Source organism: Thermomonas sp. (assembly GCF_041919455.1).
Taxonomy (GTDB): domain Bacteria; phylum Pseudomonadota; class Gammaproteobacteria; order Xanthomonadales; family Xanthomonadaceae; genus Thermomonas.
In genome coordinates, this window is sequence record NZ_JAYRTQ010000007.1 from 25,761 (window position 1) to 47,234 (window position 21,474).

Genomic DNA, 21,474 nt, shown 5'->3' on the forward strand with positions numbered 1-21,474 from the left:
TCTACGTCGTGCTCACTGCGCGCGAGCGTCGTGCTCCGCCAGCCACGCGCGGATCACGTGGCGGGCGATCGAGATCGGCGACGACAGCACGATGCCTTCGCCTTCCGCCTCCGCGCTCGCCCAATCGTTGGCCAGGCCGGCACGCACGTCTTCGGCGCTGAACCAGCGCGCGGCTTCGAGTTCTTCCTCGGCAACGGGCGCATCGGGTTCCGCATCGGCGATGAAGCCCAGCATCAGCGAACCCGGGAACGGCCACGGTTGCGAAGCGACGTAGCGCGCGGTGTGCGCATGCACGCGCACGCCGGTTTCCTCGCGCACCTCGCGGACCACGGTCTGTTCGAGTGTTTCGCCGGGTTCGACGAAGCCGGCCACGACCGACCAGCGCCGTGGTGGCCAGCTCGCCTGGCGACCCAGCAGCAGCCGCTCGCCATCGGTGACCGCGACGATCACCGCCTGGTCGGTGCGCGGGTAGTGCTCGCTGTTGCAGGCCTGGCATTGTCCCAGCCAACCCGCGCGGACGAAGCGCAAGCTGCCGCCGCAGGCGCTGCAATGGCGATGCCGCTGGTGCCAGTGCTGCAGGGCGCGCGCCTGCGCGAACAGGGTGGCCTGCCAGCCCGGCCAGTGCGCGGCGGCACGGCGCAGGTCGACGCGCTCCGGCGCGACGACATCAACTGTCGTGGCATCGGCGAAGAACCAGGCCTGGCCATCGCGCAGGCCGAGGAAGGTCATCGTGCCGGGGCCATTGCCGAGCACCGCGGCATCGAAGGCCAGGCATGTGCGGCCGCCATCGGCGAAGGCGCGGCCGTCGGCATCCAGGACGATGACCTGCGCCTGCGGCCACAGGCCGAGCAGTGCCTCGGCATCGCCACGCAGATGGTCGGCGCGATCGAGCGCGCCATCGACAAAGGAAAATGGTGTCAGGGACATATTTCGGTTGGGACCTGATGCCAGAAAAATGTCCCTGACACCATTTTTTTGCTCACACCGTGAACGACGAGCCGCAGCCGCAGGTGGTCTTCGCGTTCGGGTTGCGGATGACGAACTGCGCGCCGGTCAGCGACTCGGTGTAATCGACGGTGGCATCCATCAGGTACTGCAGGCTGAGCGGGTCGACCAGCAGGGTCACGCCATCGGTGACGATCGGCAGGTCGTCCTCGTTCTGGCCCTCGTCGAACTCGAAGCCGTACTGGAAGCCGCTGCAACCGCCACCCTGGATGTAGACGCGCAGCTTGAGCGCGGCATTGCCTTCCTCGGCGATCAATTCGCGCACCTTGGCGGCGGCCGCGGCGGTGAACTGCAAGGGCGCGGCCGGTGGCGCGAGGTCGGCGATGGTCGGCAGGGCGTGGGTCTGTTCCATCCGCTCAGGATGGGGCGCGATGGCGCGCGATTCAACCGTGGGTCAGCGCGTGGCGGGCGGGGTCGCACCTGCCGGCGCAGTCGCATCGCTCCAGGTCAGGCTCTGTTCCACCGGCGGACCCGAGGCCGGCACCAGCCGCACGATCAGCCGTACCGGCTTGACCCCGGGCGGCAACACGATGTCGCCTTCGACCTGCTGGAAGTACTTGAACGAATACGCCACGCCCGGTGCGTCCTGCTGCTGGCGCAGTTCGCTCCAGGGCAGCTTGCGCATGCGCCCGTCTTCGCTGGCCTCCACCGACAACTGCAGGCGGCCGGTGTTGACCGCACCGCGGTTCAGGTTCTGGGTGAGGGTGGCGACGAAATGCCAGAGCTGCGGATCCCGCTGCGGCTCCAGCACCAGTTCGTGCAGGCTCAGGCCATGCCGCTGCGCGGTGGCGCCGACGAAACGCTCGTAGAAGGCCACGTCCGCGCGCAGGCTGGCGATCTCCTCGTCGCGCTCGGCCAGCGTGCCCTGCAGGTCGGCATTGGCCTGCCGACTGATCTGGTCGGAGCGGGTCAGCGTGGCCACCTGCTGTTCCAGCGACTCGATCCGGTCGCCCTGGTCGCGCAGGCGCTCGCCCGCGTTGGCGGGTTGCGGGCCGAAGCTGCGCCACGCCCCCCAGCCGCCGAACGCCACCGCCGCCACGACCAGCAACAGCAGGGCCATGCGCGGATGGCCGGTGTCGCGCTGGTGGTGCGGGGCGTGCGGGGTCGACATCCACCCGGTATCGCACCGCCGCGGAGCCTGCGTCAAGCCGCAGCGCCGTATAGACTGCGGAGGAAGACGCCAGCGGGCGTCGCATGGACCGCGCGATGGAGCTGGAACAATCGCATCTGTTCGCCATCGGCGTGTTGCTGGCCTGGCTGGCGGGCGTGCGCGTGTACCTGACCGTGTTCGGCGTGGGCCTGGCCGGCGCGCTGGGCTGGCTGCAGTTGCCCGATGCGCTGCAGGCCACCCAGTCGATGTGGGTGCTGGGCACCTCCGGTGCACTGGCCGCGGCGGAATTCTTCGCCGACAAGATTCCCGGCGTGGACTCGATCTGGGACTTGCTGCATACCGTGCTGCGGGTGCCGGTTGGCGCCTTCCTGGCCGCTGCGGCGATGTCGCCGGACGGCGAACTGGGTGCCGGCATGCTCGCCACCGGTGCCGGCGTGGCGTTGACCAGCCATGTCATCAAGGCCGGATCGCGCGCCCTGCTCAACACCTCGCCGGAACCGGTCAGCAACTGGACCGCCTCGGCAACCGAGGACGCGGCGGTCGTCGGCGGCCTCGCCCTGGCCTTCACCCATCCGTGGTTAGCCTTGTTGATCGTGGTCGCGATCAGCCTGCTGTTCGCGGCGTCGGTCTGGTGGCTGTGGCGCAAGCTGTTCCGCCGCGGACCGCGGCTGCAGGCCGGTTGAGCATGCCCGGAATGGCCGCCAAACGCTGTTTTTCACGTCAGAATCGTGCAACGGATGCCGCTTGCGACGGCATTTGCAGGGGGAAACCATGACCATGTCCGCCGAACCGGCGACCGACACCGACAAGACCGATCCCTACCGGGTCGTGATCGTCGAGGATGACCGCAGCCAGGCGTTGTTCGCGGAAGCGATCCTGCGTGGCGCCGGGATGCTGGCGGAGGTCGTGTCAGCCCCCGAGCGGCTGATGGCCACGATGGAACAGTTCGCGCCCGACCTGGTGCTGATGGACCTGCACATGCCGGGCACCAGCGGCACCACCCTGACGGTGCAGATCCGCGAGCACCCGCGCTTCGAGCAGATCCCGGTGGTGTTCCTGACCGGCGACCAGGATCCGGAACGCCAGCTGGAAGTGCTCGAGCACGGTGCCGACGACTTCATCCTCAAGCCGGTGCGGCCGCGCCACCTGATCGCCGCGGTGCAGAGCCGGGTGCGCCGCGCGCGCGCCGCGCAGACCCGCCAGGTCGTGTCCGAACCCGAGCACCATCCGGTCACCGGCCTGTTCACCCGCCCGGTGCTGATGCAGAAGCTCGGTGCCAGCATCCCGTCGACCACCGGCGGCGCCTTGCTGGTCGAAATGGGCAACGCCATCGCCCTGCGCAACCGCTACGGTTACGCCGGTTTCGAGTCGCTGATGAACGATGCCGGCCGCCTGCTGGGCACCATCGCCAAGGGCCAGGCCGCAGCGCGGCTGAGCGACAACGCCTTCCTGGTGCTGGCCCCCGACCTGCCGGCCAGCCAGCTCGATGCGTATGCGCGCACCCTGCGCGACGGCATCGGTTACCACGACTTCCACGTCGACAAGGAACCGCTGCGGCTGCGTTGCGCGATCGGCTACACGGCCCTCTCGCACGGGTTCGCCGATGCTGGCGCGGTCCTGGCCGCCGCCGAGGACGCGGTGCGCAACGCGCGCGAGCAGGTGATCGGCATCGCCGCCTACGTACCGCCACCGGAACTCGCCCCGCCCACCGGCGGGATCGCCGATGCGCTGCGCGCGTCGCTGTCCGGCGAAGCCGACCTGGTCCACCTGGCCTTCCAGCCGGTGGTCGCGGTCGCCGGCGGCGAGGACGCGCAGTTCCAGGTGTTGGTGCGGATGCGCGACGCCCAGGGCGTGGAGCAGATGGCCCGCGATTTCCTGCCGGTGGCCGAAGCGTCCGGGCTGCTGCCCGCGCTGGATCGCTGGGTGATGGAGCGCGCACTGGTGCTGCTGCAGAAGCGCCGCGCCGAGAGCAAGCCGATGCGCCTGTTCGTCTCGCAGTCGCCGCGCACGCTGGCGCAGGACGCTTACTCCGGCTGGCTGGTACACGCGCTGGAGCAATCCAGTGTCGAAGGTACCTCGCTGGTGGTCGACATCCGCCTGGATGACGCGCTGGTGCATTCGATGCTGCTGCGCCAGTTCTGCGAACGCATGGTCCCGGCCGGGGTGCAGTTCTGCCTGAGCCAGTACCGCCACGGTACCGATGCCGACATGCTCCTGCAGCAACTGCCGTTGGGCTACCTGCGCCTGGCCGCGGATTTCGCCCGCCAGCCGTTGCCGCCGGAACTGCGCGACGAGATGCGCGAAGTCATCGACCGCGCGCACCGCCTGGGCCTGCAGGTGATCGGCCAGGCGGTGGAAGATCCGCAGGCGGCAGCCGCGCTGTGGATGGGCGGCATCGATTTCATCCAGGGCAATCTGGTACAACGCGCCGAGCAGGCCCTCGACTTCGACTTCCAGCACGCAACCTTGTGACTTCCGGCGACGAACGCGGTTTCAACCTCCTCACCGCCCGCTGGCTGGCGCTGGGCGCGGCAGGGGGTGCGACCTTGTCGCTGCTCGCCGCCCAGCTCGGCGTGCAGGGCCCTTGGCAGGGCACCGCCCTGGTGCTCGCCTTCCTGGCCCTGTTCGGCAGCACCGCGATGGCCTTCGCGGAACATCGGCGCGAGCGCGAGCTGCACGACCAGACCGACCTCAACCGCCGCGGCGCGGCCGAGATCAGCGCGCTCCAGCAGGAAATCAACCGCCACACCCAGCTCGAGGACGAACTGACCAAGGCCAAGCAGGCGGCGGAGTCGGCGGTGATGGCCAAGGGCGAGTTCCTGGCCACCATGAGCCACGAGATCCGCACGCCGCTCAACGGCATCGTGCCGATGCTCGACCTGCTCTCGCATTCCCGGCTGGCCCCGGACCAGCAGGAACTGCTGCGCACCGCCACCGCATCCGCCCAGCAACTGCTGCGCATCGTCGACGACATCCTCGACTACTCCAAGCTGGAAGCCGACCGTCTGGACCTGGAAACCACCGGCTTCAATCTGCGCGAACTGATGCAGAGCGTGCTGACCCTGATGGAGCGCACCGCCGAGGCCAAGGGCCTGCGCCTGGTGCTCAACATCGATCCGTCGGTGCGCCTGCCGGTGCGCGGCGACCCGGTGCGGTTGCGGCAGATCCTGAGCAACCTGATCAGCAACGCGGTCAAGTTCACCGAGCGCGGCAGCATCACCCTGCACGTCAAGCGCCTGCGCGAGACCGCCGCCCAGCACCAGCTGCGCTTCGAGGTGCAGGACAACGGCATCGGCATCGAACCCGCCGCGCAGGAAAAGCTGTTTCGCGCCTTCACCCAGGCGGATGCGTCCACGACCCGGCTGTACGGCGGCACCGGCCTGGGCCTGGCGATCTGCCGGCGCATCGTGACCCTGATGGGTGGCCGCATCGGCGTGGAATCCGAAGTCGGCCACGGCTCCACCTTCTGGTTCGAGATCCCGTTGCTCAAGGTCCAGGGCGACATGCCTTCGCAGCCGGAAGAACTGCACGGCGGCCGCGTGCTGCTGATCACCACCGACCAGCGCCTGCGCATGCGCCTGACCCTGCTGTTGCCCAACTGGGGGCTGCGGGTCACCGCGGTGGAAAACACCCACGACGCGCTGGAACGCCTGCGCCAGGCCTCGTCGCAGGGCGAGCCCTGGTCGTACTCGGTGGTCCTGGCCGACCTGGGCAGCATCCGCAGTACCGCCGTCTCGCTGTCGCGCAACATGGAGCGCAAGAACCAGTACGGCGATGCGCGCCTGGTCTACCTGCGCGGCGAGGATGCCACCTCGCTCGACCTGCCGGTCTCGGCGATCGTGATCCCGCGCAATGCGGAAGATGCCGACCTGCGTTCGGTGCTGTCGGCCTCCGGCGTGTCCTGGGCGCGCCACGACCAGCATCCGGCACCGGCAGCCAAGGCACCCGCGCCCGACCCGGAGCGCAAGGCGCGAATCCTGCTGGTCGAGGACAATCCGGTGAACCTGATGGTCGCGCAGCGCCTGCTGCAGGTCCTGGGCGCGGAATGCGACACCGCCGGCAACGGCCAGGTGGCGCTGGAGAAACTGGAAACCGGCGGCTTCGACCTGGTGCTGATGGACTGCCAGATGCCGGTGCTGGATGGCTACAGCGCGACCCGCCGCTGGCGCGAGCTGGAACAGCAGCGCAACGCCGAGCACCGGGTGCCGATCGTGGCGATGACCGCCAATGCCATGGCCGGCGATCGCCAGAAGTGCCTGGACGCCGGCATGGACGACTACCTGGCCAAGCCGGTGACCCGCAACGACCTGGAGCGCTGCATCGAACGCTGGCGCGGGGTCAGCCTGGCGGTGCCGGCTACCCTGCCGCCGATCGAACAGATCGCCGCACGATCGCCGGTGGTGATCAATGCGTCGGTCCTCGACGAGTTGCGCGAGGTACTCGGCGGCGAAGTCGACAAGATCATCGCGGTCTACCTGGAAGACGCGCCGCGGCTGATCGCCCAACTGGAGCGTGCCGCGGTCGGCAACGACCCGATCGCATTGCGGGTGGCGGCACACACCCTCAAGTCGTCCAGCGCGAACGTGGGGGCGACGACCCTCGCCGATGCCGCGCGCGACCTCGAACACGGCGCACGCGACGGCACCCTGACCCAACCGGCCACCGCGGTGGCGCGCATCGTCGGCGAATTCGCCCAGGTCCGTGCCGCGCTGCAGGCGCAGCTCGACAAGACCTGAGGTTCCGCGCGGTCAGCCCTTGTCGAGTTGCTGCGCCAGGTAATTGGGCTCGCCGATCCGTTCGATCAGCGACAACTGGGTTTCGATCCAGTCGACGTGCTCTTCCTCGGACACCAGGATGTCGGCGAACAGCTTGCGGCTGCCGTAGTCGTTGACCGTTTCGCAATGCGCGATCGCCTCGCGCAGCAACGGGATGGCCTCGAGTTCCAGGGCCAGGTCGGCACGCAGGACTTCCAGCGGGTTCTCGCCGATGCGCAGGCGGCCCAACGCCTGGAAATTGGGCAGGCCGTCGAGGAACAGGATGCGCTCGGACAGGGTGTCCGCGTGCTTCATTTCGTCGATCGACTCGTGGTACTCGTGTTCGGCCAGTTCCTTCAGGCCCCAGTTCTTCAGCATCTTGGCGTGCAGGAAGTACTGGTTGATCGCGGTCAGCTCGTTGTAGAGCGCCTTGTTGAGGAATTCGATGACCTTGGCGTCGCCCTTCATGGCTGCAATCCGTGTGCGTGGAGTGCGGGCAATCTAGCGCCTGCGGACGATCGATGACGGAACGCGAATCGTCCGCATCATGCCTCGCGTTGTTGCGGATTCCGTCCTGGTGGAGACCGTCGCGGATCGATTGCCGGCGCGGAACGCGCGGCGGGAGATACGATCAGGCGGCCTGTGCCAGCATCGGCAGCGGCAAGGCTCGCCGCGCGTGGTGCTCATCCAGCAACTCGGAGGCCAGGCCGATGCAGGAACCGCAGTTGGCCCCGGCACCCGTACGCATGGTCAGTTCGGCCACCGAGGCGCAGCCGGCCTCAGCGGCATCGCGGACCTGCTGTTCGGTGACGCCATTGCAGATGCAGACGTACATCGCACCACTCGCAAGATCAATGACGCGATTTGATCTCAAACGCGAATGATTGTCAATCGTTGAGCAGTTCGGCGCTCAGGCCGGGCCTCGATAGCGACAGCCGGACGTGCAGGTCTCGTGCACCACGACTTCCGACAGCATCGGCACCACCGGCTTCAGCCGGTCCCAGATCCACGTGGCCAGGCGTTCGCTGGTCGGGTTGGCCAGGCCGTCGATGTCGTTGAGGTAATGATGGTCAAGCTGGTCGTACAGCGGCTGGAACGCGGCCTTCAATTCGGAAAAATCCATGATCCAGCCGAAATGCGGATCCGGCTCGCCGGAGACATGCAGTTCGATGCGGAACGAATGCCCGTGCACGCGCGCGCACTTGTGGCCTTCGGGCACGTTGGGCAGCCGGTGCGCGGCCTCGATGGTGAAGACCTTGAAGATGTCCATGCCGGCATCCCGCGGGAAAGAAACGAAAAACCCCGCCGATGGCGGGGTTGCGCGCTGCGCCGTGGTGGCTATGGGTGGACTCGAACCACCGACCCCAGCATTATGAGTGCTGTGCTCTAACCGGCTGAGCTACATAGCCGGCGCAGAACCCGGAATTATTCATGTCCGGCGGGGGCGCGTCAATCCGCCCCGCATCGCTTGCCCACCGCCTGCCGCGCTGGCAGAGTCGAAGCATCAGGGCATTGCCCCGGCATCTCGGGAGTCCGATCGTGATCGATCCGGACGGCTTTCGCCCCAACGTGGGCATCGTGCTGATGCACGAGGATGGACGGCTGTTCTGGGCGCGGCGCGTGCACCGGGACGGTTGGCAGTTCCCGCAGGGCGGGATGAACACCGACGAGACCCCGCTCGAGGCGATGTATCGCGAACTGCGCGAGGAAACCGGCCTGCTTCCGCAACATGTCGACGTGCTCGGGGTGACGCCGGGCTGGCTGCGCTATCGATTGCCGGCCCGGGCGGTGCGCCGCCAGGATCGACTGGTCTGCATCGGCCAGAAGCAGGTGTGGTTCCTGCTGCGGTTTCGCGGAGGCGACGCCGACCTGCGGCTCGACCTGACCGACAAACCCGAGTTCGACAGCTGGCGCTGGGTCGATTTCTGGTACCCGATGGCGCATGTGGTGACCTTCAAGCGCAGCGTGTACGCGCGGGCACTCAACCACCTTGCGCCCTATGCACGCGCGGTGGCGGGGGTCGATGCGGTGCCGCATCCGGACTCGGAGCTTGCGCCGGTCATGACCGGTCGACCGGCGTTGCTGGGCAACAGGCGTGGCGGCACCGGCTAGGCCGCGCGCGCGGATCTTGGTTGCCACGAAGATGAACTGCAGGGAACCGTTCGTCGGCTCGATGTTGCATCGCAACATTTCCCGGGTTATGTTGCATCGCACAAACCGGCAATCCCTGCCGGCGTGACCAAGCAGGATTCCGCCATGTACCAGTTCAACGACCAGTTCACTAAGGCGACCAGCCAGTTCGCCGACGTTGCCGCCAACGCCAACCGCCTCGCCATCGACAACGCCCAGAAGGCGTTCGGCCTGCAGCTGGCCACGTTCGAAGAGAACACCACCGCCGCATTCGCGTTCTGGAACGAGCTGATCGACGTGCGTGACGTCGAGGGCTTCAAGAGCGTGATGCCGAAGGGCGTGCAGATCGCCCGCACCGCCACCGAGCGCAGCTTCGGCACCGCGCAGGAAGTGTTCGCCAACACCGTCAAGACCAACGAAGCCATCGGCGCACTGGCCAAGGGCCAGTTCGAGAAGGCGACCGCGCAGGCGACCGCCGAAGTCGAGAAGGTCACCAAGGCCGCTTCGAAGAAGTAATCGCGGCACCGCGTTACATCGCAGGGCACGCCCCCTCCCTCGGGCCCTGCGACCCCCCACCCGGCAGCTCGTCTGCCGGGTTTTTATTGCCTCGGCGAATGGCCTCGGCGGGGGATTACTTCGGTTCCTGCCGCAGCAGCGAGCCGAAGCTGAGATACCAGGAATCGGCACCGGTCTGGTTGCGGCCATAGCCCAGGAAGATCGGACCGAGCGGGGTGTCGAAGCCGGTGAACAGGCTGCCGCCGACCACCAGCGAACCGAAATCCACGTCGTCGCGACGATCCCACACGTTGCCTGCCTCCAGGCTGCCGCCGACGAACATCGGCATGGCGAAGATGCGGGTGGTGTCGCCGACCCGCCGGTACAGCACCGCGCGCGCCAGTGCGGCCTGGTTGCCGACCAGCGAGCGCTCGCCGAAGCCGGACAGGTTGAGGAAGCCGCCGAGGAAGGTCTGCGCCTGGAAGAAGCCGTCTTCCTGCAGCGCGCTGGCCAACCGCGTGCCCAGCAGCAGGTGGTAGCGATCCCTGGAATAGGCCCAGTCCAGCGACATCCGCATGACCTCTCCGTCCAGGGTAGTGCCGCCCCACGGATGCAGCGAGACCAGTTCGGCGGTGGCGCGCAGGCCCGTGGTCGGGAAGCTGACGCTGTCCAGGGTGTCCCAGGTCGCATTCACGCGCAGGCCGGCGAAGGATTCGGCGCCTCCCACGAACTGGCCTGGATCGCCCACGATCCGCCGCGCGCGGTCGCGGCCGCCGATCGCAGCCAGCCCGATCCGCCAGTGCGGCGACGGCGAATACCCCGCCTCGATGTCCAGTTGCCGGCGCACCAATCGGTATTCGGCCACCTGCTGGCCATCCACCGACAGTGGCAAGGAATCGCCGCGGATCTCCAGCGACGGCTTGATGTAGAAGGCACCGGCCTCGCCGAATGGCTGCACGAATTCGGAACGCAGCCCGGTGACACGCCCGAGTTGCAGCAGGTTGCGCCACTTGCCGCCGATGCGGTTCGCATCGTTGAAGGTCAGCTCCGCGGACAGCAGGTAGTTGTTGCGACCGTTGAAATTGTCGTCCAGTTGCAGGCCGATGCGGCCGAACGCGGTCCACGGCTTCTGCGTGGGGATCACCTCCAGCCCGGCCTGGCCGTCGCGCTCGACCAGGCGATAGCCGATCTGCTCGAAGCGACCATCGCCGTAGGCGCGGCCAACGGCGTGCTCCACCTTGTCCACATCGAACGGCTTGCCGACCAGGCCTTCGGTGGCCCAGGCCACGTGGCGCGTCGCCGACGGCGTATGCCCGGGCTCCACGTCGAGGAACGCGACCAGGCCCGGGTCGAAATCGCGCCGATGCTGGCCTGCGCGCAACGCCGCATAGCGTTCTGCCGACACCGCATAGCGCCGGAGTTGCGGCAGCATCGCCTCGGCGGCGCGCTCGCCGACCGCGACCGCTTCAGCGGTGCGATTGAACTGGCCGGAGGTGATGTCGCCCAGCTCGGGGCGGATCAGCACGTCGCCGACATCGAGCGTGGCCAGGCTGCGCTCGGTCTTCTCGGTCATCAGCGCGGTGATCATCTGGTCGAGGATGACTGCGGGATTGGTCAGGCCCTCCGCCCCCAGCAGCTTCGAGCCGACATCGACCACCACCATCCGCGGCACGCCCATCGCGCGCATCTCGTCGATCGGCACGTTCTCGGCCATGCCGCCATCGACCAGCAGTTGGTCGCCGACCTTGACCGGCGCGAACGCGCCCGGCACCGACATGCTGGCGCGGATCGCCAGGGCCAGGTCGCCATCGGCGAACACCACTTTCCTGCCGGTCACGATGTCCGCGGACACCGCGCGGAACGGGATCGGCAGCGCATCGAAATCCTCGGCGCGCCACGTCGAGAGGGTGAGCCGGCGCAGCAGCAGCATGAGCTTCTGCCCGCGCACCAGGCCGACCGGGAAGCCCAGCCGTCCATCCTTGTAGCCGATCTCGAGATCGAGCAGGTGGCGGAAATCCTCGTCCTTGCGCTCCATCGGCAAGTCCGGGCGCGGCGGGTCGTCGACGAACATCCCGGCCCAGTCGATCGCGCCGACGATCTTTTCGAGTTCCGCCGCGTCGTAGCCGGTGGCGTACAGCCCGCCGACGATCGCGCCCATGCTGGTGCCGCTGACCGCGCAGACCGGGATGCGCTCGCGCTCCAGCACTTTCAGCACGCCGATGTGGGCGATGCCGCGCGCACCGCCGCCGCCCAGCACCACGCCCACGCAGTCCGGATCCGGCTGTGCCGGCGGAGCCGCGCTGGCGGCGCACGGAATCGCGAGCATGCCGCCCAGCGCGATGATCATCGCCCACCGATTGCCCGCGTCTCGCCATGTGCGACGCCGCTGTGTCCCCATCGTGCCGCTCCTGCTCCGCGTGTGTCCGTACTTTAATCGGCGGATCGCTGTCGAAAAGAACGGCCGTCGCGCGTCATTCGTACACATGCAAGCGCCACCCTGTCGTCAGTCACGATTGCGTCCTGATCGCATTCACGGGCACAATATTGCACTGAACAGTTCAATATAGCCAAGATCCGAGGCCTCCCCATGTCCAAATCCCCCGCCAAGCGCAAACCCAACGCCACCCTTCGCTGGGTCCTGATGCTGGTCGGGGTCGCCGTGGTGTTCGGTGGCGTGTTCGCGATCAAGGCGTTCTTCGCCAAGCAGACCAACAACTTCTTCGACAACATGCCGCAGCCGGCCGTCGCGGTGAGTTCCTATGTCGCCAAGACCCAGCGCTGGACCGACAACGGCGAGGCGGTGGGCACGTTCGTGGCGATCAACGGCACCGACATCACCACCGAGGCCGGAGGCGTGGTTCGCGCGATCGAGTTCCAGCCGGGCCAGCGCGTCTCCGCCGGCACCGTGCTGTTCCGCCTCAACGCCGCCAACGAGGAAGCCACGCTCGCCGCGCTGGAAACCTCGGCCAAGCTGGCCAACGTGCAGGCGGAGCGCTGGCAGAAGCTGGGCAAGGACAAGCTGGTCTCGCTGGACGACGTGCAACAGCGCGTCGCCGCCGCGGCGAGCGCCCGCGCGCAGGTCGAGGCGCAGCGCGCGCTGATCGCGCAGAAGACCATCCGCGCGCCGTTTTCCGGCGTGCTCGGCCTGCGCAAGGTGAACCTGGGCCAGTACGTCGCGCCGGGCGCGGCGATGGTCAGCCTGCAGCAGCTGGATCCGATCTACCTGGACTTCAGCCTGCCGGAGCAGCAGATCGGCAAGATGATCGAAGGCACCGCGGTGCGCGCCAGCGTGGATGCGCTGCCGGGCCAGACCTTCGACGGCCGGGTCACCGCGGTGGAGCCTCTGGTCGATGCGAGCACGCGCAACTTCAAGGCACAGGCGACGTTCGCGAACCCGGATGGCGCCCTGCGTCCCGGCAGTTTCGCCAAGGTCAGCTTCGCCCTGGGCGGCGAGCGCGACGTGCTGGTCATCCCGCAGACCGCGGTGAGCTTCAACCCGTACGGCAACGCGGTGTTCGTGATCAGCAAGACCCCGCGCAAGCCGGGCGAGAAGGACATGCAGGGCAAGGATCTCACCGGCGACAAGCTCATCGTCACCCAGCGCTTCATCAAGACCGGCGCGACCCAGGGCGACCTGATCGTGGTCACCGACGGCCTCAAGGCCGGCGAGCAGATCGTGACCAGCGGCCTGCTCAAGCTGCGCAACGATGCCGAGGTCACCATCAACGACGCCATCCAGCCGTCGGCCGACGCCAGCCCGACGCCGGAAAACCGTTGATGCGCCCGCGCTGATCGCACCGCCTGAATCGTCGAACGCCCGGTGGATCGCCGGGCGTCCCACCGACCCTCGCCGTACGTGGCCGAGCGGGAGAACAAAACCATGAAATTCACCGATCTCTTCATCCGGAAACCGGTGCTGGCGCTGGTCGTCAGCCTGTTCATCCTGCTGTTCGGCCTGCGCGCCTTCAGCGAATTGAACGTGCGCCAGTACCCGGAAATGCGCAACGCGGTCGTCAACATCAGCACCACCTACTTCGGTGCCGACGCCGACCTGATCCAGGGCTTCATCACCACCCCGCTGGAACGCGAGATCGCCAGCGCCGAGGGCATCGACTACCTGACGTCGACCAGTGCCGCCGGCATCAGCTCGATCCAGGCCTACATCCAGCTGGACCGCGACCCGAACGAGGCGCTCACCCAGATCTCGGCCAAGGTCAACAAGATGCGCGGCCAGTTGCCGGCCGAGTCCGAAGCGCCGGTGATCGACCTGCAGCAAGGCCAGCAGATCGCGGCGATGTACGTGTCGCTGGCCAGCGAGACCCTGGACAACAATCAGATCACCGACTACATCACCCGCGTCATCCAGCCGAAGCTGGTCACCATCGACGGCGTGCAGCGCGCGGACATCCTCGGCGCCGGCACCTTCGCCATGCGCATCTGGCTGAAGCCGGACCGGATGACCGCCTACAAGGTCACCGCCAGCGACGTGTCCAACGCGCTGTCCTCGAACAACGTGCTGGCCGCGGTGGGCTCGACCAAGGGCCAGATGGTCGCGATCGACATGACTGCGCGCACCGACCTGCGCAACGCCGAGGAATTCCGCAAGCTGGTGGTGCGCGAGGAAGGCGGTGCCATCGTGCGGCTGGGCGACATCGCCGACGTGGTGCTGGGTTCGGAGAGCTACGGCACCTCGGTGCGCATCAACGGCGAATCCGCAACCTTCATGGGCATCTTCGTCGCCCCCGATGCCAACTCGCTGGACGTCATCAAGGACGTGCGCAAGGTGTGGGACGGCGAAATCGTCCCGCAGTTGCCGCAGGGCGTGAAGGCGACCATCCCGTACGACAGCACCGAGGCGATCCAGGACGCGATCAACGAGGTCATCAGCACGATCATCGAGGCGATGATCATCGTGATCGTGGTGATCTTCCTGTTCCTCGGGTCGTTCCGCAGCGTGCTGATCCCGGCGGTGACGATCCCGCTGTCGCTGATCGGCGCGCTGTTCCTGATGCTGCTGATGGGCTTCACCATCAACCTGCTGACCCTGCTGGCGATGGTGCTGGCGATCGGCATCGTGGTGGACGACGCGATCATCGTGCTGGAGAACATCCACCGGCATATCGAAGAAGGCATGACGCCGTTCGACGCCGCGATCCGCGGCGCGCGCGAACTGGCGTGGCCGGTGGTGGCGATGACGACGACGCTGATCGCGGTGTACCTGCCGATCGGCTTCCAGGGCGGCCTCACCGGCGTGCTGTTCACCGAGTTCGCGTTCACCCTGGCCGGCGCGGTGCTGCTGTCCGGCGTGATCGCGCTGACCCTGACGCCGATGATGAGCTCGCGGATCCTGATCGCCCACGATCCGGATCATCCGAAGGGCAAGCTGGAGCTGTGGCTGGACGAGAAATTCGAGAAGCTGCGCCTGGGTTACCAGCGCAAGCTGCATGGCGCGATGGACACCAAGTCCGTGGTCGCGGTGTTCGGCCTGATCGTTCTGGTGAGTTGCGCGTTCCTTTACATGGGCGCGCCCAAGGAACAGGCGCCGCTGGAAGACGAGGGCTTCATCTTCTCGGTGGCCAGCGCCGATCCCACCGCGACGCTGGATTACGTGGAGCGCTACACCGAAGAAATCGCCAAGATAGTGAATACCGTCCCCGAGCTGCAGGACTACTTCCTGTTCAACGGCGGCTTCGGCGGCAGCGGCGGTGGCGCCAGCCCCAGCGCGATGGCCGGCTTCGTGCTGAAGCCGTGGAGCGAGCGCACGCGTTCGACCAACCAGGTGCTGCAGCAGGACCTGCAACCGAAGATGTCGCAGGTCACCGGCCTCAACGTGTTCGCCCTGGTGCCGCCTTCGCTGCCCAGCGCGGGCGGTGGTGCCGGCGGCGGCGAGTTCATCATCGGCGGCGTCGGCGACCTGAGCCAGCTGGCGGAACTGGCGGACCAGATCCTGATGAAGGCGATGGAAAGCAAGCGCTTCATCTTCCTGGACAAGGACCTGAAGATCGACAAGCCGCAGATCCAGGTCAACGTGGATCGCGACAAGGCGGCGACGCTCGGCATCGACATGCGCACGCTGGCCGCGGACATGGCGGCGATGCTGTCGGGCGGCTACTCCAACCGCTTCGCGATGCAGAATCGCTCCTACCTGGTGATCCCGCAGGTGCAGCGCAGCGATCGCCTCAACGCCAGCGCGCTGGACAACTACTACACGCGCACCCGCGATGGCGAGCTGATCCCGCTGTCCACCATCGTCACCCTCACCGAAAGCACCCAGCCGCAATCGCTGAAGCGCTTCCAGCAGCTCAATGCGGTGTCGCTCACCTTCGCCCCGCGCCCCGGCGTGAGCAAGGGCGAGGCGCTGGCGATCCTCGACCAGGCCGCGAAGGAAGTGCTCCCACAGGGCTATTCGGTGGACTACGCCGGCGAGTCGCGCCAGTTCAAGCAGGAAGGCCAGGCGATGCTGCTGACCCTCGCGCTTGCATTGATCGTGATCTTCCTGGTGCTCTCCGCGCAGTTCGAAAGCTTCCGCGACGCGCTGATCATGCTGCTCACCGTGCCGATGGCGATCTGCGGCGCGCTGCTGGCGCTCAACGTGCTGGCACTGGTTGCCAACGTGCTGAGCTTCAGCGGCATCGAGGCCTTCCCGGGGATGAGCATCAACATCTACACCCAGGTCGGCCTGGTGACGCTGGTGGGCGTGATCTCCAAGCACGGCATCCTGATCGTGGAGTTCGCCAACAAGCTGCAGGAACAGGGCATGTCCAAGCGCGAGGCGATCGAGGAAGCCACCGGCATCCGCCTGCGCCCGGTGCTGATGACAACCGCAGCGCTGGTGTTCGCGATGGTGCCGCTGCTGATCGCCAAGGGCCCCGGCGCGGCCTCGCGCTTCTCGATGGGCGTGGTGATCGTGTCCGGCATGACCATCGGCACGCTGTTCACCCTGTTCGTGCTGCCGGCGTTCTACCTGTACCTGGCCCGCGACCATGCACACGACCGCAAGGTGGACGCGGAGGCGGTGGACGGCCTGCCGCCGCCGGAGCCGCAACACGGTTAATCGGATTGCCGAGAGGAAATGAAAACGCCCGGGAAACCGGGCGTTTTTTTGCGGCGAAGGTGCCGGCTATGGAAATGGGGTCAGAGTGAATTTCCCGTCGACTATCTTCACTCGTCCCTGATTCTTGGAGGGGAAACTTCACTCTGACCCCATTTCCACGGCGAGTTACTCCGCAAGCATCGGGATCCGCAGATGCCGCGCGATCGCCGCCGGATCGGCGCCGGGCGCATGTGGCAACACACCCCAGCACGGCGCCGGCATGCGCGCGCGCAGCATCGCGATGTTGTCGTCCACCCGTGCCATGGCGGGATCGACATGCGACGCAATCCAGCCGGCCAGGTGCGCACCATCCGCAGCGATCGCACGCGCGCTCAAAAGCGCATGGTTGAGACAACCCAACCGCAAACCGACCACCAGCAGCACCGGCAGGCGCAACGCACGCACCAGGTCGGCCTGCATCAGTGATGCCGACAATGGGGCAGCCCACCCCCCCACGCCTTCCACGATCAAGGCATCGGCACGCGCCGCGAGCCGCGCATGCGCGTCGAGGATCGGCGGCAATGCGACGTCGATGCCGGCATCGCGCGCAGCCAGTTCAGGCGCGAGTGGATGCTCCAGCGCGAACGGATTGATGTCCGCATAGGCGATGCCCGGTTCGCCCGCGGCCTGCAACGCCAGCGCATCGGCATTCCGCCATTCGCCATCGATGCGCTCGCAGCCGCTGGCCACCGGCTTCATCCCCGCCGCGCGCAAGCCGTGCGCGCGCAAGGCATGCAGCAACGTACAACTGGCGAGCGTCTTGCCGATGCCGGTGTCGGTGCCGGTGACGTAGACCGAGAACATCAGGCAGCCTCTCGCTGCGCCGCGAGTGCCTGGATGCGCCGTGCATAGCGGATGCCCACCACCGGCATGACGATCCCGAGCAGGCCATAGACCATGCCCGGCAACGCCTGCAACCAGCCAATGTGCGGCGGGATCAGCCACGCCGCCGCAACCGAGATGCTCGCGCAGGCGATCAGCACCAGGTTCAACGCCACCTCGGACTCCGCGGCGAGCCGTTCCGCCGCATCCAGTTGCAGGAACTCCGCCTTGCGCAGCGCGTGCAGGTTCATCCACGCGATGATCGACGCGAGCACCGCGAAGCCGACGCCGTAGATCACGAAGATCAGCCGGAATTCGAGGAAGCTGCCCACCTTGAACTCACTGGGCGCCCAGCCACCGGTGAAAAAGCCCATCGCCGCCGACATCACCATCCGCAACGGATACACGTAGAACAGGGTGGCGGCGACCAGCGCCAGGCTGGCGAACACGATGGTCGCGTCTTCGAGGCCATAGCGCCGGCTGAAACGATGGTGGGCGTGCCAGAACAGGGCAAGGATGGCGAACCCGGCGAGAAACGCAGGGAACCGGCGCAGTGCATCGTAGAGTTCGGCGAAGCTGTCCGGCATCGCATCGAACGAGACCACCAGCAGGGTCATCGCGAAGGCGAACGCGGCATCCACGAAGGTCTCCAGCCGCGTGACCTGTTCGCCACGCAGCCGCACGCCCCCTTCCACCGGCAACTTCGACAGGTCCATGAATGCATTCCCCAGTGTCCCGGCGACGATGGTAATCGCTCGCCAGCGCGTTGCTACACTGCGGCCATGAGCTTCTCCGCCATCGAATTGACCGGCAGCAAGCCGGACCAGTACGCGCAACTGCTCGAACAGGCGCGCGCCCTGCTGCACGGCGAACGCGACCGCATCGCCAATGCCGCCAACCTGTCCGCGCTGGTCTACCACGCGCTGCCCGGGCTGAACTGGGTCGGCTTCTATTTCTTCGACGGCACGGAACTGGTGGTCGGTCCGTTCCAGGGCCTGCCGGCCTGCGTGCGCATCCCGCTGGACAAGGGCGTGTGCGGCGCGGCCGCGCGCAGCCGCGAGACCCAGCGGATCGAGGACGTGCATGCGTTCCCGGGCCACATCGCCTGTGATTCGGCGAGCAATTCCGAACTGGTGGTGCCGTTGGTCAGCGCGGATGGCCAATTGATCGGCGTGTTCGACCTGGACAGTCCGCTCCACGCGCGTTTTTCCGTTGAAGACCAGCAAGGCCTGGAGGCGATCGCCCAGGCATTCCTGGAGTCGTTGCAGTGAGCACAGCCGGACCCAAACTGCGCAACATCGGCCCGAAATCCGCCGCGTGGCTGCGCCAGGTCGGCCTGCGGTCGCTGCAGGACGTGGCCGCGATCGGCGCCGTGGATGCCTTCATGAAGGTGCGCCGCGCCGGCTTCAAGCCCAGCCTCAACCTGCTGTATTCGCTGGAAGGCGCACTGCAGGACTGCCACTGGCAGGAAGTCCCCGAAGCACGCCGCAACGAACTGGTGCAGGCCGCGGAGGCCGCCATCGCGCTGTTGCCGCCGCCTCGCGGGCGGCCCGCGGCCACCCCGGTCACCACGACCCAGTACGAAGACACCAGCGTGCCCGCGCTCGCCCTGTTCGACGACGACCGCGGCGGTCCGAACGTGTCGGAGTAGCAGGCAAATGGGGTCAGAGTGAAGTTTTTCGATCCCGTCCTCTGATAGTCCGAACGGGTTCGGCAAAAAATTCACTCTGACCCCATTTCCCCCGTACACTGCGCGCGCTTCAAGGTGATCCGACGGCATCCGCCCGAGGATTGAAACGGGAAGCCGGTGACGAGCGCGCGTGGCGCTCCAGTCCGGCGCTGCCCCCGCAACGGTAAGCGAGACAAGCCCGGCATCGGCCACTGTGCACGCATCGACTCGATGCCGCATGGGAAGGCGCCAGGCGGGAATGAAGGCCCTCGCTGGGCGTGTCGTTCCGCTCGCCAGCCCGGAGACCGGCCTTGAAGTTGTTGGTTGCGATGCGGCGGGCATTGCGCGACGTCGCGCATGTCGTTTCCTGCATCGCCCGTCCCTGTTCCCGCGTGTTTCGCAGCCGCCCTTCCTGTTGGGCGCGCGGGCGTGCGCGCCGGAGAACCGTCATGCAATGTCGCAATACCCCGCTTCGCTTGAGCGCTCTCGCGCTGGCCTTGTCCTTGCCCTCGCTCGCCCTTGCGCAGAGCGATGATGCGAAGGACCTCGACAACCTGGTGGTCACCGCCACCCGCACCGCGATCACCGCCGATGCCGCATTGGCGGCGGTCGAAGTGATCGGCCGCGAGCAACTCGACGCCAGCAGCGCGCGTTCGCTGCCGGAACTGCTGCGCGGGCGCGCCGGCATCACCATCGTCAACCAGGGCGGCATGGGCAAGCTCAGCACGCTGTTCCTGCGCGGCACCGAGTCCGACCACACGTTGTTCCTGGTCGACGGCATCCGCGTGGGGTCGTCCACGTCAGGCCTGACCTCGCTGCAGGACATCCCGCTGGCGCAGATCGAGCGCATCGAGATCGTGCGCGGGCCGCGTTCGTCGCTGTACGGCGCGGACGCGATCGGCGGCGTGATCCAGGTGTTCACCCGCCGCGGCGCAGGCGGCGAAGGCGTGCACGGGCGCGGACGCATCGCCGCCGGCAGCAATGGCTTGCGTGAGGCCTCGGCCGGCGTCGACCTGCGCAGCGCGCGCGGCGGCGTGGGCGTGGACGTGGCGCACCAGTCGACGGATGGCATCAATGCTTGCCTCGGCAACTACAACCCCGACACGTGGGAAGGCGCCGGCTGCTTCATCGTGCCGGGCACGCATCTGGATCGCGACGGTTACCGCAACAACAGCGCCACGGTGCGTGCGGACTTCGCGCCGAACGAGGCCTGGCAACTCGATGCGCGCGCGTTCCGCGCCGAGGGCCACAACGACTACGACGGCGATTACCAGGACAATTCCGACATCGTCCAGCAGGTGGTCGGCGGCAGCCTGCGCTGGACGCCATCTGATACGGTCGCGCTCAAGCTCACCGCCGGCCGCAACACCGACGACTCCGACAACTACATCGGAAGCATGCTCGCCAATCGCTACACCACCACCCGCGACAGCGCGAACCTGCAGGGCGACTTCACCATCGCCAGCGGGCAGGTGCTGACCGCAGGCTTCGACTGGCTGCGCGACAGTGCGAACGTGGTCGATCCGTGGTCGCCGTTCGCGAAATCCCGCGGCAACCGCGCGGTATTCGCGCAGTACCAGGGCACGTTCGGCGCGCATGAGCTGCAACTCAGCGCGCGCCGCGACGACAACGACCAGTTCGGCGGCCACGGCACCGGCGGCATCGCCTGGGGCATGGGCTTCGGCGAAGGCTGGCGCGTGACCGCGAGCCATGCCACCGCGTTCAAGGCACCGAGCTTCAACGAGCTGTACTACCCCTACTACGGCAACCCGGCGCTGCGCCCGGAAGCCGCGCGCAGCAGCGAACTGTCGCTGCGCCACGACAACGACGGCTGGCAGTTCCAGCTCAATGCCTACCAGAACGACATCGACGACCTGATCGTGTACGACACCGCGATCTTCATGGCCAACAACATCGAGACCTCGCGCATCCGCGGCATCGAATTGACCGCCAGCACGCAGCTTGGCGAGTGGGATCTCCGCGGCCAGCTCGGCACGCTGGATGCACGCAACCTCAGCGTCGGCGCCAACCATGGCAAACGGTTGCCGCGCAGGCCGCAACGTAGCGCGCGGGTCGACCTCGACCGCGATCTCGGCGACTTCGGCTTCGGCATCAGCGGCATCGGCGAAGGCGCGCGCTGGGACGATGTGGCCAACACGCTGCGGGTGGGCGGCTACGGCACCGTCGATGCGCGCGCGACGTGGCGTTTCGCCGCTGACTGGAGCCTGCAGGCAAGCCTGGTGAACGCGTTCGACCGTCGCTACGACACCACCGCCTACTACAATCAGCCGGGCCGCGAATGGAGCCTGGGGCTGCGCTGGCAGCCGCAGTAATCCGAACGCTTTCGGAGCGGTAACGCAGGGACGTGAAAGGCTCGGTAATGCCGGGCCTTTTC

The 21,474-nt window shown here is 67.3% G+C and carries 19 protein-coding genes, 1 tRNA gene and 1 riboswitch; of the genes, 10 read left to right on the top strand and 10 right to left on the bottom strand.

The features are described 5' to 3' along the window. Positions 1-12: 12 nt before the first annotated feature. From nudC to ACE3T8_RS06365, 3 genes are read right to left on the bottom strand one after another with little or no spacing between them, the layout of a single operon-like run. Positions 13-927 carry an NAD(+) diphosphatase gene (gene nudC / locus ACE3T8_RS06355; RefSeq protein ID WP_374607764.1) on the bottom strand — a complete coding sequence of 305 codons (915 nt, stop codon included), beginning with the start codon at positions 925-927 and terminating at the stop codon, positions 13-15. 52 nt (positions 928-979) lie between these two features. After that, positions 980-1,357: an iron-sulfur cluster insertion protein ErpA gene (gene erpA / locus ACE3T8_RS06360; RefSeq protein WP_374607766.1), complete on the bottom strand. Its 378-nt coding sequence runs from the start codon at positions 1,355-1,357 to the stop codon at positions 980-982. 42 nt (positions 1,358-1,399) lie between these two features. Continuing rightward, positions 1,400-2,116 (bottom strand): DUF6776 family protein, encoded by a 717-nt coding sequence (locus tag ACE3T8_RS06365; protein WP_374607768.1) that lies wholly within the window; start codon positions 2,114-2,116, stop codon positions 1,400-1,402. A gap of 101 nt (positions 2,117-2,217) precedes the next feature. On the opposite strand from ACE3T8_RS06365, the gene ACE3T8_RS06370 reads away from it, so the two are divergent. The 3 genes from ACE3T8_RS06370 (at position 2,218) to ACE3T8_RS06380 (ending at position 6,852) form a co-directional block, all read left to right on the top strand. After that, positions 2,218-2,799, top strand: coding sequence for a DUF4126 domain-containing protein (locus ACE3T8_RS06370; protein ID WP_374607995.1), 582 nt, complete (start codon positions 2,218-2,220; stop codon positions 2,797-2,799). Between the two features lie 88 nt (positions 2,800-2,887). Continuing rightward, on the top strand, positions 2,888-4,588 hold the full coding sequence (locus ACE3T8_RS06375; RefSeq protein WP_374607769.1) for an EAL domain-containing protein: 1,701 nt from the start codon (positions 2,888-2,890) through the stop codon (positions 4,586-4,588). Between the two features lie 50 nt (positions 4,589-4,638). Further along, the gene (locus tag ACE3T8_RS06380; RefSeq protein WP_374607996.1) at positions 4,639-6,852 is read left to right on the top strand and encodes an ATP-binding protein; all 2,214 of its coding nucleotides are present in this window, start codon (positions 4,639-4,641) and stop codon (positions 6,850-6,852) included. Between the two features lie 12 nt (positions 6,853-6,864). Here ACE3T8_RS06380 and bfr read toward each other — a convergent pair whose 3' ends face one another. From bfr to ACE3T8_RS06400, 4 genes are all read right to left on the bottom strand, one after another. Continuing rightward, positions 6,865-7,338 (bottom strand): bacterioferritin, encoded by a 474-nt coding sequence (bfr, locus tag ACE3T8_RS06385; protein ID WP_374607771.1) that lies wholly within the window; start codon positions 7,336-7,338, stop codon positions 6,865-6,867. 163 nt (positions 7,339-7,501) lie between these two features. Further along, entirely contained in the window at positions 7,502-7,705 is a 204-nt protein-coding gene (locus tag ACE3T8_RS06390) for a bacterioferritin-associated ferredoxin (protein ID WP_374607772.1), read from the bottom strand. Positions 7,706-7,780: 75 nt separating this feature from the next. Further along, positions 7,781-8,140, bottom strand: coding sequence for a 6-carboxytetrahydropterin synthase QueD (gene queD, locus ACE3T8_RS06395; RefSeq protein WP_374607774.1), 360 nt, complete (start codon positions 8,138-8,140; stop codon positions 7,781-7,783). 62 nt (positions 8,141-8,202) lie between these two features. Next, positions 8,203-8,279 (bottom strand) — tRNA-Met (locus ACE3T8_RS06400). A 130-nt stretch (positions 8,280-8,409) separates the two neighbouring features. On the opposite strand from ACE3T8_RS06400, the gene ACE3T8_RS06405 reads away from it, so the two are divergent. Further along, positions 8,410-8,982, top strand: coding sequence for an RNA pyrophosphohydrolase (locus ACE3T8_RS06405; RefSeq protein WP_374607776.1), 573 nt, complete (start codon positions 8,410-8,412; stop codon positions 8,980-8,982). 123 nt (positions 8,983-9,105) lie between these two features. Further along, a complete protein-coding gene (locus ACE3T8_RS06410; RefSeq protein ID WP_374607778.1) occupies positions 9,106-9,516 on the top strand; it encodes a phasin family protein in 411 nt (136 codons plus the stop codon). 115 nt (positions 9,517-9,631) lie between these two features. On the opposite strand, the gene ACE3T8_RS06415 is transcribed toward ACE3T8_RS06410, so the two are convergent. Further along, complete coding sequence (locus ACE3T8_RS06415) at positions 9,632-11,842, bottom strand: patatin-like phospholipase family protein (RefSeq protein ID WP_374607780.1); 2,211 nt, start codon at positions 11,840-11,842, stop codon at positions 9,632-9,634. A gap of 240 nt (positions 11,843-12,082) precedes the next feature. Between ACE3T8_RS06415 and ACE3T8_RS06420 the strand changes: the two genes are divergently transcribed. Then, a complete protein-coding gene (locus tag ACE3T8_RS06420; RefSeq protein WP_374607782.1) occupies positions 12,083-13,273 on the top strand; it encodes an efflux RND transporter periplasmic adaptor subunit in 1,191 nt (396 codons plus the stop codon). A 102-nt stretch (positions 13,274-13,375) separates the two neighbouring features. Further along, on the top strand, positions 13,376-16,549 hold the full coding sequence (locus tag ACE3T8_RS06425) for an efflux RND transporter permease subunit (RefSeq protein ID WP_374607783.1): 3,174 nt from the start codon (positions 13,376-13,378) through the stop codon (positions 16,547-16,549). 165 nt (positions 16,550-16,714) lie between these two features. On the opposite strand, the gene bioD is transcribed toward ACE3T8_RS06425, so the two are convergent. Both bioD and ACE3T8_RS06435 read right to left on the bottom strand, forming a co-directional pair. After that, entirely contained in the window at positions 16,715-17,392 is a 678-nt protein-coding gene (gene bioD, locus ACE3T8_RS06430; protein WP_374607785.1) for a dethiobiotin synthase, read from the bottom strand. Continuing rightward, complete coding sequence (locus tag ACE3T8_RS06435; RefSeq protein ID WP_374607787.1) at positions 17,392-18,126, bottom strand: TMEM175 family protein; 735 nt, start codon at positions 18,124-18,126, stop codon at positions 17,392-17,394. The genes bioD and ACE3T8_RS06435 overlap by 1 nt, the downstream gene beginning before the upstream one ends. 66 nt (positions 18,127-18,192) lie before the next feature. On the opposite strand from ACE3T8_RS06435, the gene ACE3T8_RS06440 reads away from it, so the two are divergent. The 3 genes from ACE3T8_RS06440 (at position 18,193) to btuB (ending at position 21,412) form a co-directional block, all read left to right on the top strand. Further along, entirely contained in the window at positions 18,193-18,681 is a 489-nt protein-coding gene (locus ACE3T8_RS06440; RefSeq protein WP_374607789.1) for a GAF domain-containing protein, read from the top strand. Continuing rightward, a complete protein-coding gene (locus tag ACE3T8_RS06445) occupies positions 18,678-19,061 on the top strand; it encodes a TfoX/Sxy family protein (protein ID WP_374607791.1) in 384 nt (127 codons plus the stop codon). Before ACE3T8_RS06440 ends, ACE3T8_RS06445 begins: the two co-directional genes overlap by 4 nt. 95 nt (positions 19,062-19,156) lie before the next feature. Beyond that, a riboswitch (cobalamin riboswitch) is annotated at positions 19,157-19,408 on the top strand. A 147-nt stretch (positions 19,409-19,555) separates the two neighbouring features. Further along, complete coding sequence (gene btuB, locus ACE3T8_RS06450; protein WP_374607793.1) at positions 19,556-21,412, top strand: TonB-dependent vitamin B12 receptor; 1,857 nt, start codon at positions 19,556-19,558, stop codon at positions 21,410-21,412. Positions 21,413-21,474 lie beyond the last annotated feature (62 nt).